Origin of the sequence: uncultured Pelagimonas sp. (genome assembly GCF_947498515.1) — a bacterium.
GTDB lineage: Bacteria > Pseudomonadota > Alphaproteobacteria > Rhodobacterales > Rhodobacteraceae > Pelagimonas.
The window spans coordinates 143,333-157,157 of record NZ_CANMKO010000007.1; the positions used below are offsets into that span (position 1 = coordinate 143,333).

At 51.3% G+C, this 13,825-nt stretch carries 13 protein-coding genes; 8 read left to right on the forward strand and 5 right to left on the reverse strand.

Annotated features, from left to right (window positions below):
• Positions 1 to 31: 31 nt before the first annotated feature.
• The 3 genes from Q1A43_RS14380 to Q1A43_RS14390 all read right to left on the reverse strand — a co-directional run bounded on the left by Q1A43_RS14380 (position 32) and on the right by Q1A43_RS14390 (position 2,067).
• A complete protein-coding gene (locus Q1A43_RS14380) occupies positions 32 to 1,255 on the reverse strand; it encodes a flagellin (RefSeq protein WP_299921805.1) in 1,224 nt (407 codons plus the stop codon).
• A 202-nt stretch (positions 1,256 to 1,457) separates the two neighbouring features.
• On the reverse strand, positions 1,458 to 1,805 hold the full coding sequence (locus Q1A43_RS14385; RefSeq protein WP_299936277.1) for a flagellar protein FlgN: 348 nt from the start codon (positions 1,803 to 1,805) through the stop codon (positions 1,458 to 1,460).
• The gene (locus Q1A43_RS14390; RefSeq protein WP_299921807.1) at positions 1,798 to 2,067 is read right to left on the reverse strand and encodes a rod-binding protein; all 270 of its coding nucleotides are present in this window, start codon (positions 2,065 to 2,067) and stop codon (positions 1,798 to 1,800) included. The genes Q1A43_RS14385 and Q1A43_RS14390 overlap by 8 nt, the downstream gene beginning before the upstream one ends.
• Before the next feature lie 111 nt (positions 2,068 to 2,178).
• Between Q1A43_RS14390 and Q1A43_RS14395 the strand changes: the two genes are divergently transcribed.
• Both Q1A43_RS14395 and Q1A43_RS14400 read left to right on the forward strand, forming a co-directional pair.
• Positions 2,179 to 4,677: a flagellar hook-length control protein FliK gene (locus tag Q1A43_RS14395; RefSeq protein WP_299936280.1), complete on the forward strand. Its 2,499-nt coding sequence runs from the start codon at positions 2,179 to 2,181 to the stop codon at positions 4,675 to 4,677.
• Between the two features lie 9 nt (positions 4,678 to 4,686).
• Positions 4,687 to 5,376 (forward strand): flagellar hook capping FlgD N-terminal domain-containing protein, encoded by a 690-nt coding sequence (locus tag Q1A43_RS14400; protein WP_299921809.1) that lies wholly within the window; start codon positions 4,687 to 4,689, stop codon positions 5,374 to 5,376.
• A gap of 2 nt (positions 5,377 to 5,378) precedes the next feature.
• Here the strand turns inward: Q1A43_RS14400 and ubiB are convergent, their stop codons facing one another.
• Together ubiB and ubiE are read right to left on the reverse strand one after the other, a co-directional pair.
• A complete protein-coding gene (ubiB, locus tag Q1A43_RS14405; RefSeq protein ID WP_299936282.1) occupies positions 5,379 to 6,911 on the reverse strand; it encodes a 2-polyprenylphenol 6-hydroxylase in 1,533 nt (510 codons plus the stop codon).
• Positions 6,912 to 7,664 (reverse strand): bifunctional demethylmenaquinone methyltransferase/2-methoxy-6-polyprenyl-1,4-benzoquinol methylase UbiE, encoded by a 753-nt coding sequence (gene ubiE, locus Q1A43_RS14410; protein WP_299936285.1) that lies wholly within the window; start codon positions 7,662 to 7,664, stop codon positions 6,912 to 6,914.
• A gap of 97 nt (positions 7,665 to 7,761) precedes the next feature.
• On the opposite strand from ubiE, the gene Q1A43_RS14415 reads away from it, so the two are divergent.
• The 6 genes from Q1A43_RS14415 (at position 7,762) to dnaN (ending at position 13,787) form a co-directional block, all read left to right on the forward strand.
• The gene (locus tag Q1A43_RS14415; protein ID WP_299936287.1) at positions 7,762 to 8,421 is read left to right on the forward strand and encodes a hypothetical protein; all 660 of its coding nucleotides are present in this window, start codon (positions 7,762 to 7,764) and stop codon (positions 8,419 to 8,421) included.
• 60 nt (positions 8,422 to 8,481) lie between these two features.
• Positions 8,482 to 9,333 (forward strand): bifunctional DNA-formamidopyrimidine glycosylase/DNA-(apurinic or apyrimidinic site) lyase, encoded by an 852-nt coding sequence (gene mutM / locus Q1A43_RS14420; RefSeq protein ID WP_299936290.1) that lies wholly within the window; start codon positions 8,482 to 8,484, stop codon positions 9,331 to 9,333.
• A gap of 64 nt (positions 9,334 to 9,397) precedes the next feature.
• A complete protein-coding gene (locus Q1A43_RS14425) occupies positions 9,398 to 10,174 on the forward strand; it encodes an enoyl-CoA hydratase (RefSeq protein ID WP_299921814.1) in 777 nt (258 codons plus the stop codon).
• 224 nt (positions 10,175 to 10,398) lie between these two features.
• Entirely contained in the window at positions 10,399 to 10,662 is a 264-nt protein-coding gene (gene rpsT / locus Q1A43_RS14430) for a 30S ribosomal protein S20 (RefSeq protein ID WP_299921815.1), read from the forward strand.
• Between the two features lie 480 nt (positions 10,663 to 11,142).
• Complete coding sequence (gene dnaA, locus Q1A43_RS14435; RefSeq protein WP_299936293.1) at positions 11,143 to 12,501, forward strand: chromosomal replication initiator protein DnaA; 1,359 nt, start codon at positions 11,143 to 11,145, stop codon at positions 12,499 to 12,501.
• Positions 12,502 to 12,668: 167 nt separating this feature from the next.
• Positions 12,669 to 13,787, forward strand: coding sequence for a DNA polymerase III subunit beta (gene dnaN / locus Q1A43_RS14440; protein WP_299936296.1), 1,119 nt, complete (start codon positions 12,669 to 12,671; stop codon positions 13,785 to 13,787).
• The last annotated feature ends 38 nt before the right edge of the window (positions 13,788 to 13,825 follow it).

A 13,825-nucleotide genomic window follows, 5' to 3' on the forward strand; every position in this document is an offset into this window, starting at 1 on the left:
ACTGGAACCAGCCCTTCCCCATCAAGTTTTGTTAACGGAAGAGCGACAGAAGCTGCTGTGGTGCCTGGTTGGCGATTGACAGGGCCTGAACGCCGAGCTGTTGCTGAACCTGAAGCGCTTGCAGTCGCGCCGAGGTTTCTTCCATATCCGCGTCAACAAGTGACCCAATGCCTGATTTCAGGGCGTCGGTCAGACCCGAAATAAAATCAGACTGGGTTTCAATACGACCTTGGACCGAACCAAAGTTGGCAGCTGCATCCACTGAAGTTTGGATCAAACCTTCGACACGGATCAACGCTTCATCAACACCGGCCTGACTGGTGACATCAATGTCGGCCAGATTGGCAAGGCCACCACCGACGGTACCGTCACTCTCACCGGTCGCAGCAGATTGGAAAACGTCCGCAGTTGCTACTGTAATAGACGCCCCGGTATTGTTGGTCATTTCAATCTGGCCAGTAGTTGCGTTGGTCGCAAACGACACATCGATTTCATCAATCGCCGCTTGCTCGTTCAAAGCGTCAACCATTTTGTTGGTCACATCACCCAGCGTATCGCCATCGCGAGCAACATACTGAACTGGGTCCGAGAACGTTAAGCCACCTGCGACGACCTCATAAGACATACCTGCTTCTGGAGTACCAGTGAAGGTAACCGCCAAAGCAGTTGCGCCGTCAGCGATAGCACTGTTGGAGCCGCCAGTGTTGGTTGTACGTGTACCTGCTGTTTGAGCAGTTGAACCCAAATCTTGTTTCGCGACACTGATATCGGATGCGGTGACCCCAGAAGAGGACCGGTCAAGGGATGCCAAGACATTGATGGATCCAGAACCAGCGGTTGATCCCGTATTTTCAAGCAAGTTCAGGCCGTTGAATTGAGCCGCACCTACAACGGCGCCAATCTGGTCGCGCAGCGCGTCGATGTCGGTCTGGATCTTGTCGCGATCGACGTTTTCCTCTTGCGCAGCAACGATCTTGCCTTTGATGTCGGTCAACAGGTCGGTCACGGTTTCAGACGCTTGGCGAGCAACTGCAACGGTCGACTGGCCTAGGTTAAGGCTGTCGGAAATGCCCTTGAAGCCTTTGACGTCTGCTTCCATCACTTTCGAGATGGCCCAAACGGCTGAGTTGTCCTTGGCGTTTGCAACCGACTTACCGGTCGAGATCTTCGACTGGGTATCGGCCATATTCGAGTTGATCGACTTGAGAGTCTGCAGCGCAACCATTGCGCCGTTGTTCGTCAGGATGCTAGACATTTAAAAAGTCCCTAGTTTTTAAAAGCGCTTTTGCGCCGGTTGCATTTGCCGCGAGCGGCACTTCTGACGTCTTTCTGACGGTTGCAGCTCTGGGCATATCCAAGCTGCGCCACCTTGATTTGGTGCAATGCCAATTTGACCCGGGATTACTAACGGAGGCCTAAGGGCGCTCGCAAAGATCCATAGGATTTGAGGTAAATGCTCACGCTCTGCGCTCAAGTTTCTTTTCCTGAGGCGCATCAATTGTCATTCGTCGGCCATAGGCATCATAGGTATCCATCGATCGGCGAACCCGCTGCAAATCTCCCAACCGCGAGGCAACATTTCGAATTCCAGCCAACGCTTGGTCAAACAACTCTTGATTACGGCGCATACCGTCTTGAAGTGGTGCCAACTCTTGAGTCGAAATTTTTTGATCGCCCAACTTTTCCGCTATAATCTCTTTTATTTCCAATAGCTCAGCGATTTTCTCGAAATCACCGGCCAAAAGGGCCTCTCGTTCAGCTTGCAGGAGAACCTCAAGCTGTTCAGTTAGCGATACATCAGTCATTCATTCTATCCTTCAGTGCGTCGAATATGGATTCAGCCAACCCTATGCCGCCGTTGGCGGACATTTCACGAGCTTGTTCCATCCGCATAAATGAGGCGAATTGATCTTCTCCGGCACCGCCTCCGAAACCCTCTGGTGTTTTTCCAATTCCCGCGGATTTTAGCATTTCAGCAAGGAAGTTCGCTTCTAGCTCCTGTGCAGCTTTTCGCAGGGCTTGATCTTGGCCTGTTGATACAGTTGGCAGTGTGGATTGTATTTCCATCGCAAATTACTCCAATTCGACTCACTTGAATGACTTTGAACAGAGCTCGGTAAAGAAGCAGTAAGGAAGTTTGGTTTAAAAGGTGAGCAAGGAAGAATTCCCGGAGCTCACATGCTTACTCAATTGACTAGCCTCCTAGGGCTGACCCAAAATCCTGACAGCACGCAGTCCAAAGAACGCGCCTCTGCAGATATCGACTTTGCCCAAATTTTTTCGGAGCTTGAAGACGACAACTCTTCTGTCGAGGGGGATATTCCCAGGATTAAAGACGAAGATTCAGAAGAAGGCTTAGTCGAAAGTTCTATAGAAAATAATGGCTTAGATAAAACCACCTCTGTTGACGGCGATCCAATCGAAGATCACGAAACAAGCGATATGGAATCGAAGATAGCCCATGAAGAGTCCGAGCACCATTTCTCCTTTGAGCAAGACACGTCTGCCGAAGTGGATCGAAGCCTTGATCCTATCGAAGTTCCTGTCGAAATTTTTCCAATGTCGACGACCGTCCCAGAGTCTGATTCGCACAGCAGAACTCGCTCTTTCCCAGAGCTTGAGACGGCGACAGTCCCAGCAGCCGCCGACAGCTTCGTGTTGTCAGAAACAAAAAGTTTCAGCCCCAATGATCCAGAACAAGGGCAGTCTGAAAAACAGTTAAAAAGAGTCGACTTAAATCCAACTTATTCACCCGAGACCCTGGAGCCACAGGCTGACGGCAAAAGATCCTTGGAGCTCTTAGCCCGCGTCCCCAACCCAGGCGGCAACTTTTCGCCCAGTCAATTGACACCTTCAGATACCGAAGAAGACGCGAAAAATACCTCCACAATACCATTTTTCACCAATAGGAACAGACCGTTAGGTCTTCCTTTGAACGTGGGACCAGTGGAGCATGTGAAAGCAAATGTTGCGCTGCCTTCGGCTGAGAAAGTTTCGAAAGAAGGGTTTTCGCTAACTCAGACTGTACGTCAAAATGTTCATTCGGAAACGTCACCCAGAATTCCCGAAGAAAGTGAACACTCAGTTCAATCCAAACGCCCATTGGTGGTAGCCCAGGAGAGTTATTTCACTTCAGGAGATACTGCTACAAAGCATGTTGTGTCGACTTTACCTGATTCAAGTCGAGATTCGTCCTTTCCCGTGCCACGAATTGATCAAGCGGAAAACAGCACTGGGGAAGTTTTGAAAGCATCAGCGCAGTTTAGTCATGCTAAATTCGAGGATTTCTCTGAGCAAAGGGCACCTCAAGAATCGCTCCATGTTTCAAAGTCATCAAACTTTGAGGTTTCCAGAAATGAGTTTCCATCTCCTGTCTTAAACACTGATGTGCGTGTAGGAGAGCAAATTCTGGCAACCCCCGAAGTAAAAGTCGAGCAAAGTGCACAACGCAACGAAAGCCCTTTGCAAACAAAGCAACTGGCTGAAACACCAAGCGAATTTCCTCAAGTCAGGATTGAAAGACGCCTGCAGACCCCAGCCCCCTTGCTTACAAACGCTCCGCAATTGGAAACAGTATTATCCAAAAAAACAGAGATGGCTCCAGAAAAAGTAATACGTAGTTCAATTAATATGGCGGAGCACCAAATTAACGGTCCCAGTTCGCAGCCAATTGAGTTGAAACATTTAAAGGATGTTTCGAATTCTACACAAATGCCGGAGCAACCCGTTATTAGTGATTTTATAGATACGAAAAAAAGTGCGGCCCCATCTACCCGCAATCTAGAAGGCCTGGTAACTTCGTCGGAAGTTCAGAGTTTGGATATTTCACTGCGAAACCTGATTCCTGGGAAAACAGATAAGCAAGCGAACCCAGATCGAACTCGAAATAGAGAAGACATCAAGTACGATAGCATTCCGAAACACCAAACAATTCCATTGAATGAAATAATAGAGAAACACTCGATTCCTGTCAGTGCTGACCCTATTGATATCGGAGAAGAATTGCCTAAGCTAGTGCAGAATGGAATCGAAGCCCCTTCACGTACTAAAACTGACGCCGCAGAATACGACATTCGACTAAGCAGTGATTCAAAAAGTATTGAAAGACCACCGATCCCAATTTCCGAAGCGACCGGCCCAAAACCTTTGATTCAACAATCTATTGGTGTAAATCACCCATCTCTGGTGGGTTTAGATGACTACGTAGGTAGCCCAGAGCTCGCCGTACTATCTAGTTCCTCGGAAACCCGTCAGATCTCCGTCCCAAGCCCCGCTTCCAGCCCGTGGCAAGCTTCGAGACAAGAAGCGACGCAAGTAATGCGTCAGATTAGTGATGGAATCCAAAAAATGTCGGAAGGGGGCGTTGAACTGCGCCTAAACCCAGAAGAGCTTGGATCAGTCAGAATGCAGTTTACGCAGAATGAACAGGGATTAAACGTTCATATTGTAGCTGAGAGAACTGAGACACTTGATCTGATCCGCCGGCATATCGACCAGCTAGCCAAAGAGCTGGCCGAAAGTGGTTTTGATGCGACCGGCTTCACCTTTGGAGACCAAGGTGCTCAAGGTAATCAAAAACAACTTGGGCCCGAGAGCCGTGACTTGGGAATTGATGAGCAAACCCAAACGGATCAACCAGTATCTGTCGTTCATGACGGTCTGGATATTAGAGTATAAGGACCGGAAATGACTGATAGCAGTGCAATCCAATCGACCTACAATAGCGCAGCAACCGCTGCAGCAGCCGCAAGCAAGACCAGCTCGCCAGGAAGTTCAGCAGATATGTTGAGCTCTGATTTTGAGACGTTCCTAAAGATGATGACGGCGCAGGTGCAAAATCAAGATCCTATGAACCCAATGGATTCAACCGAATATGCGTCACAACTTGCGACGTTCTCGTCGGTCGAGCAACAGGTTCTAACCAATGATTTGCTCAAAGAAATGGGGGCAATGCTGGGAGGGAATGCGCTCCAACAATATGGTAGCTGGGTTGGTAAGGACGTCCTAGCCCGCGCACCTGGTCACTATTCCGGCGAACCTGTAACTCTACGGCCCGACTATGCAGCTGGGGCGGACGAGGCAACACTAGTGGTTAAAAATGCAGACGGTGACATAGTCCAAAAACTTGCATTACCTATTGGACAAGAAGAAGTTCTTTGGGCTGGAGTAGATGATCAGGGTGTACCTTTCCCGAATGGTAGCTACCGGTTTGATGTAGAGAGTTACAAAGGTGAAGAGTTGATCGACACTGAAATGGCGTCGACCTACGACACAGTTGAAGAGATCCGCAATCAAGGGTCAAATGTCATCTTTAGGCTGTCAGGCGGTACAGAAATCTCCGCCGCAGAAATTAGCGGCCTGCGTTCTGGCATGTAGGATTAGGCAAAAACTTGCACGATTCTTAGTGCGCCAAAGCCTATCGCCACCCCCAAGGCAATCCATCCCAGTCGCCCAATCCATGGGCGATTGGAGGTGCGCGGAGCGTCTTGGGTTTGGCGTAACAACGCTTCTTCTACGAGATCAGGTAAACGGGGGCCAAATCGAGCTAAAACACGTGCAGTTTGAGTGAAATCTCGCAGAACTGCCTTTGGTCCGATAGATTGCTTAATGTAATCCTCGACAACGGGCTGGGCGACCGTCCAGATATTCATATTTGGATCAAGCGAACGGGCCACGCCCTCTACAACGACCATCGTGCGTTGCAACAAAATTAGCTCTGTACGCGTTTCCATCCCGAAACGTTCGGTGACTTCGAACAAATAGGACAACAGTTTCCCCATGGAAATGCGTGTCGCGTCCATTCCGAAAATGGGCTCACCTACGGCGCGAAGAGCACGCGCAAACTCGTCAACGTCCCGGTCAGCTGGTACATATCCAGCCTCAAAGTGAACTTGTGCAACTCGGTGATAGTCACGTCGAATGAACCCAAACAGGATTTCGGCATAGACCCGTCGCGTATATTCATCGATATGGCCCATGATCCCAAAGTCATAGGCTATGATGTCACCATTCGCGGCGACCTTTAGGTTGCCCTGATGCATGTCGGCATGGAAGTAGCCGTCACGCAGTGCGTGATTTAGAAATAGTTGCAATACCCGCTCTGACAAAAGAACCCGGTCATGACCCGCCGTGTCCAAAGCAGCATTGTCTCCAAGCGGCTCCCCTTCGGCCCAGCTCATCGTCATGATACGCCGACCGGAATACCCCCATTTAACGTCTGGCAACTGAAAACCGACATCGTCTGAGGTATTGGCTGCGAATTCACTCGCCGCAGAGGCCTCAAGCCGTAAGTCCAGTTCCCCATTAACAACACCTTCGAAATGCTCAATGACTTCGGTTGGTCGCAATCGACGAGATGACGGTGAAAAGAACTCGATAAAGCCAGCCGCAAAATAGAACGCGTCAATGTCCTTGCGAAAAGCGCGTTCGATCCCTGGGCGCAGAATCTTGACAGCAACAGTTTCGCCCGTTTCCGCCAGGGTCGCTTTGTGTACCTGCGCAATTGAAGCTGCGGCGACCGGTTCAGAGAACTCTGTGAAAACATCCGTTAGTGGCTGATCAAGTTCTTGCTCTACCTGCTCTTTTGCTTCTTCAATTGAAAAGGCAGGTAGCTTGTCCTGAAGTACACGAAGCTCTTGCGCCATGTCATCGCCCACGACGTCGGGACGTGTTGACAGAATTTGACCGAACTTGATGTAGGCAGGGCCCAGCGCCGTCAAAGCCCGAACAGCTGGCGGCATAGATGGATCGCCCTTTTCGCCCAACCACTTGAAGGGCCAAGCCAAAACGCGCGCGGCGACCCGCAACGGGGCGGGCGTGTCAAAGGCATCCAAAATTACGCCCATCGCACCAGTTCGCTCAAACGTTGCTCCGGTACGGATCAGACGCCAAATATTATGAGGACCACGCATTTATACTTTCCAGCCTGAATGCAGGCACGCTACGCCCATTGTTAGGTTGCGGTATTTGGCATTTTCAAACCCAGCCGTACGAACCATGCTTAAAAACGTCTCTTGGTCCGGGAATTTTCTAATAGACTCAACAAGATATTGGTAGCTATCGCTATCATTGGCGATGGCTTTTCCCATTTTGGGGATAATGTTGAACGAATAGAGGTCATAGACCTTTTGCATCATGTCATTTGGAATTTGCGAGAATTCCAAAACCATCAAACGGCCGCCGGGTTTAAGTACACGGTAAGCCTCGTTTAGCGCTTCTTGTGGGCGAACAACGTTCCGAATACCAAAAGAAATCGTATAGACATCAAAGGTGTTGTCGGCAAAAGGCAAGGCCATCGCATCACCAACGACCCAATCGAGGCTATCCCCCATGGCCCCGGCTTCGGCGCGCTGACGCCCTTCGATCAACATGGATTCGGTGATGTCGAGAACGGTCGAATGCCCATGCCCAGCGCGCTTTAGAAACTTAAACGAAATGTCCCCAGTTCCACCCGCAACATCGAGCAGTTTTTGACCCGGACGTGGGGCCAGCCAATCCATCATCGCGTCTTTCCAGATGCGATGGATGCCAAAGGACATGGCGTCATTCATCACGTCATATTTTGAGGCCACCGAGGTGAATACGCCCTGCACCTTGCCGGCCTTTTCGCTCTCTGGAACATCGGTAAAACCGAAATGCGTGGTGTTGTCAGAAGTTTTAGTCATCATACTGGTCCGGTTTGGCCTCAATATCGTCGCAACTCTCGTACAGAGGTGGGGCGGAAAGAACAAACAGTCAAATCATCGCAAAGGGTGCACCGGAATGGCTTTCTTCGAACTCTTTGCTGTTTGGGGTGGTGTGCTTGTTTCTATCGTCGCGTCTATCGCCGCTTCCATCCTCGCATTCAAACTGGCTAATCGGGAGGGAACCTCGATTGGTGGTCCGCGGGACATTCGCGCACCTAAGCCTTTGTTAGAACGGCTGGTGGAGGTCGGATTTGATTGGATTTCGCCGATTGGCAATCCGCAATCAACGTTGAGCAAGGTTTTCAGCACGGGGCGCAAAGACCCAAGGTTTTGCGATGAAACTGCTATTTTCAAAACAAAACTAGGTTGGCGACTGGGAATTCTCCCAATGATCGCTCTCTTAATGGCGGTCACTTTTTCAATGGTCATTGAGGATGGAAACTTCGCGGCGATCGACTGGTATGTTGTCATGGCCGTGACATCGTTCTCGATATGGATCACGTTCTACGTTTTTGCATTTCGCGTCGAAGTTCGAGGCAGTGAGCTCCGGAGCATGGGGACGTTTTTCAACTCCAATACATACGACCTTGCAAAATTGCGGGAGGCCCAAGATCTGGGCGACAGCTATGTTTTGCACTTTGACTGCGGCGCGCGGGTGCCGATACCGCGTTACGTCGAAGGTCACAGCACGTTGAAAGAATTGGTTATTCACGCGCTCAACACCAACGGACGTTAATGACCTTTCTTTTTAGGTGATTCCGTACCAAATTCACGGCTCAATCCGTAGGAGTCTAGAATGCCGGAGTTACCCGAAGTCGAAACCGTCATGCGCGGGCTGACTCCGTCTATGGAGGGGGCCGTTGTCGTCAAAGCTCTGATAAATAGGCCGGATTTGCGCTGGCCGTTTCCAGAGAACATGGCCGAGCGTTTGACCGGTAACCGTGTTGAACGCATGCGTCGGCGTTCAAAATACATTCTTGCTGATCTGTCTAGCGGCGAGACCCTGTTAATCCACCTTGGCATGTCTGGTCGGATGTTGGTTTCCGGCGATCCGTTGGGGCAGTTTACTCACGACCATCCCAAGGCTGAAAAACATGATCATGTCGTTTTGGATTTCGACAATGGTGCCCGCGTGACATTCAACGATCCGCGCCGTTTTGGGGCGATGGATTTGCTTGAGACCGCCACGGCCGATCAGCACAAATTGTTATCTGGGCTGGGGCCCGAACCGCTCGGCAATGATTTCAACGAATCCCATCTGGCAGAGGCGCTCAAAAATCGAAAACTGCCGATGAAATCTGCCTTGCTCGATCAAAAGATCGTTTCTGGACTTGGCAATATTTATGTGTGCGAAACGCTTTACCGTGGCAAAATGCACCCATCCCGGCGTGCTTGTGACGTGACGGCACATGAGGTCGGAGAGCTTGTTCCAATCATTCGAAACGTGCTTTCCGAGGCGATCCAAGCGGGTGGTTCATCGCTCAAAGATTTCCGCCAAGCCGATGGAGAACTTGGATATTTTCAGCATAGCTTTTACGTCTATGGACGCGAAGGCGAGCCGTGCAATGCATCCGATTGTTCCGGTCAAATTGAACGAATCGTGCAATCGGGCCGGTCATCATTCTTTTGTCCAATTTGTCAAAGATAGCTTGAACCGGCGCGCAACAGTGGTAAGCCTGTCGGCCTGAGGAAACGGACGGAGCCCGCACCCCATGGCCTATGAGACGATCGTCGTCGAAGTAGAAGACCACATCGCTACCATCAAATTGAATCGCCCTGACGCATTGAACGCGCTCAACACACAGTTGTTGGGTGAGTTGACCGATGCCTTGGCGGACGCGGATAGTAACGACAAGGTACGCTGCATCATCATCACCGGTTCGGCCAAAGCGTTTGCTGCCGGTGCCGACATCAAGGAAATGTCCGAAAAGAGCTATGTCGACATGTTTATGTCTGACTTTTTCGGCAAGGAAGGCAACGCTGTTATCAGCACACGCAAGCCTGTTATCGCGGCTGTGGCCGGATACGCGCTTGGCGGCGGGTGTGAACTTGCCATGATGTGCGATTTCATCATTGCGGGCGACAACGCCAAATTTGGTCAGCCAGAAATCAATCTGGGTGTGATCGCCGGGATCGGTGGTTCACAGCGTCTGACTCGCTTTATTGGCAAATCCAAAGCGATGGACATGAACTTGACCGGTCGCTTTATGGATGCCGAAGAGGCGGAGCGTTCAGGTCTGGTAAGTCGCGTTGTTCCAGTCAAAACATTGATGGAAGAGGCGCGCTCAGCCGCGGAAAAAATTGCCGAGAAATCGATGATTTCGGCGATGGCGGTTAAAGAGGCCGTGAACCGGTCTTACGAAACCACATTGTCCGAAGGGTTGCTCTACGAACGCCGCCTGTTCCACGCGCTGTTTGCAACTGAAGATCAAAAGGAAGGCATGGCCGCCTTCATGGAAAAGCGCACGCCGCAATTCCGCGACAGATAGCAGAAATGCAATATGACCGAAACCAAGGGTGTTTCGGTCATATTGCTATCCACAGTTAGCGAAAAAATGGGCCTTTCCAAACCTGATTGGTTTGGCTATACGCCCACCATACATGCGCGTGATGCCCGCTAAGGCAAGAATCGGACCGATGGAATTCCTCAGGGAAAATTCGGCTTTGTGTTGCTCACGCAATAGATAGATACAAAGATCAAGGACCGATCATCATGGCAAATTCGCCCCAAGCTAAAAAACGCGCCCGTCAGAACGAATCTCGTTTGGCGATCAACAAAGCCCGTCGTTCGCGCATCCGTACATTTCTGCGCGCTGTAGAGGAAGCAATCGAATCCGGTGACAAAGCTTCGGCTTCTGCTGCTCTTCAGGCCGCTCAGCCTGAGCTGATGCGCGGCGTCACCAAGGGCGTTTTTCACAAGAATACCGCGTCTCGCAAGATGTCTCGTCTCGCTGCGCGTGTAAAAGCGTTGGGATAAAAATATCACGCATTTTGTGTGATTATTTTAAAGGCACCACTACATGTGGTGCCTTTTTTCGTTGGAACGCCAACATCTTTAACGTGCAGAGATTCTTTTTCAGGAATCCCTGAGTCAAGACGTAAGATCGGTTGCTCGAAGCCGTCTTAGGTTGGTAATTTCCCCCTGCGAGTCACTTCGCAGGGGGGACAGGCTGCCGACTTCGGATCCGTGATCGTTGCACGGATTTTAGGTCACTCAAGCCGAAACCACTATGGTTTTGCAGAGTTTCAGGGGGTTACCTCTGGCCATGTCCAATACAGTTTACGGGTCTTTCTGGCTCGACCTTCGTGGGGATGCGAGGGGCTGATTCATCGACTTCGAGGATTTCCTCGCAGCTCATGCCAATGGCATGGGACTGGTTGTCGTGTGCCCTCTGAATTGTGACGCGCCGCCGGAGTCACGACCGGTGAAGGCAAGTCAAGAAGGAAACGGGGACAAATGACAAAAGAGCAATGGGGCGCGTTGCAAGAGCAGATTTGCAATACGATTGGGGAAAACAACTACAAAACCTGGATCAAGCCACTTTCTTTTGCGGGAATGAGTGACGGGGGTGTTGTTACCCTTCACGCGCCGACAAGCTTTTTCGGCTCTTATGTATCTCAGAATTTTGGCGACATGTTGTTGGCTCAACTGTCTACAATTACACCAAGCGTGCGCCGCATTTCTTATGATGTGGCTCAGGCGAACGAAGCCGCACGGCAGGTCAAAGAACCGGCAAAAGCAACAGAGCCGGAAACAGCATCCGCCCCGAAAGATTTACCAGGTGCTCCATTGGACAGCAGGTTCTCTTTCGACACCTTTGTGGTTGGTAAGCCGAACGAACTGGCCCATGCCGCCGCTAAGCGCGTTGCCGAAGGTGGTCCTGTCACATTTAACCCGCTGTTCCTTTATGGTGGCGTTGGTCTTGGTAAGACTCACTTGATGCATGCGATCGCCCATGAGTTGAGCACTCGCAACCCACATCTGACCGTTCTGTATTTGTCAGCAGAACAGTTCATGTACCGTTTTGTGCAAGCTTTGCGCGAACGTAAGATGATGGACTTCAAAGAGATGTTTCGCTCTGTCGACGTTCTTATGGTCGACGATGTTCAGTTCATCGCTGGAAAAGATTCGACGCAAGAAGAGTTTTTCCACACGTTCAACGCCCTTGTTGATCAAAACAAACAGATCATCATTTCCGCCGACCGAGCGCCCGATGAGATCAAAGATCTAGAAAACCGCATCCGCAGCCGCCTGCAATCCGGGCTTGTTGTTGATCTGCACCCCACCGACTACGAATTGCGCCTCGGTATTTTGCAATCCAAGGTCGAAACCTATCGCGCCATGTATCCGAGCCTTGAAATCGATGACGGCGTTCTTGAATTTCTGGCCCATCGGATCAGCACCAATGTGCGCGTGCTCGAAGGTGCTTTGACGCGCTTGTTCGCCTTTGCCTCGCTTGTCGGCAAGCCGATCAACATGGATTTGGTTCAAGACAGCCTGTCTGATGTGCTCCGCGCGTCTGAACGCAAAATTTCGATCGATGAGATTCAGCGCAAGGTGGCTGAACACTACAATATCCGCCTCAGCGACATGATTGGCCCCAAGCGTGTGCGTACTTTTGCCCGTCCGCGCCAGGTTGCGATGTATTTGTGTAAACAACTCACGTCGCGGTCTTTGCCCGAAATCGGCCGCCGTTTTGGTGGTCGCGATCATACCACCGTCATGCATGGTGTACGTCGCATCGAAGAGCTGCGACTTCAGGATGGGCAAATCGACGAAGATGTCGAACTACTTCGTCGCGCATTGGAAGCCTAACGGCCTTTTCGTTGGGTCTCTTCCACAACAGTTGCACGCTGGCCGCCCTTGGGCGGTCAGATGCACTTGACGCTCCTGTAAAACAATCGGACAAATCGTAAAAACGGGCTTGGAGCGCCGGACCCATCGGTCTAGTGTGCGCATCCGGCTATGCGGAGAGATGGGCGATGAAGATCAGCATTGAACGCGCCACGCTGTTGCGCGCAGTGGCACAAGCACAATCGGTTGTGGAACGACGCAACACGATTCCGATTTTGGCCAATGTGCTGATTGACGCCGAAGGCGATGACGCTACATTCCGCGCCACGGATTTGGATATTGAGGTGCTGGACAAAGCACCGGCCAAGGTAAGCCGCCCGGGCGGAACGACCGTTTCGGCGGTGACCTTGCATGAAATCGTCCGCAAGTTGCCCGATGGCGCCTTGGTTGAACTGGAAGAAGACAGCGCGGCGGGGCGGTTGACCGTCTCAGCGGGTCGTTCGACCTTCTCGTTGGCGACCTTGCCACGCGAAGATTTCCCGATCATGGCCTCGTCTGAATACAACACCAACTTCTCTGCAAAGGCCGATGTGTTGCGTCGCCTGTTCGACAAGTCGAAATTTGCGATTTCCACGGAAGAGACCCGCTACTATTTGAACGGTGTGTATATGCACATTGCTGATAGTGACGGCGGTCAGGTTTTGCGCTGTGTTGCCACCGATGGTCACCGTTTGGCACGCATTGACGCGGATCTGCCTGATGGGGCCGCGGATATGGCCGGTGTCATCGTGCCGCGCAAAACCGTCGGAGAGCTGCGCAAACTTTTGGATGATGACGAGATGGACATCGCGGTGTCGGTTTCCGAAACCAAAGTGCGCTTTGCAACGCCCGATATCACGCTAACCTCCAAGGTTATCGACGGTACCTTCCCGGATTACACCCGCGTAATCCCGCAAGGGAACACCCGCAAGCTCGAAGTTGACGCCAACGATTTCGCCAAGGCGGTTGATCGTGTTGCGACGGTGTCCTCGGAACGCTCGCGTGCTGTGAAATTGCAACTCGACGAAGATCGCCTGATCTTGTCGGTGAACGCGCCAGATAGCGGTGCCGCCGAAGAGGAACTTGCCGTTGCCTACGGCGATGAGCGGTTGGAAATCGGGTTTAACGCCAAATACCTGCTGGAAATCGCCAGCCAAGTTGATCGCGAAAACGCTGTGTTCTTGTTTAACTCATCCGGCGATCCCGCGTTGATGCGTGAAGGCAATGACACAAGCGCCGTCTATGTCGTCATGCCGATGCGCGTGTGACGATTTCCGCTTGAACGCACGAATTCAAACGCCGCCAC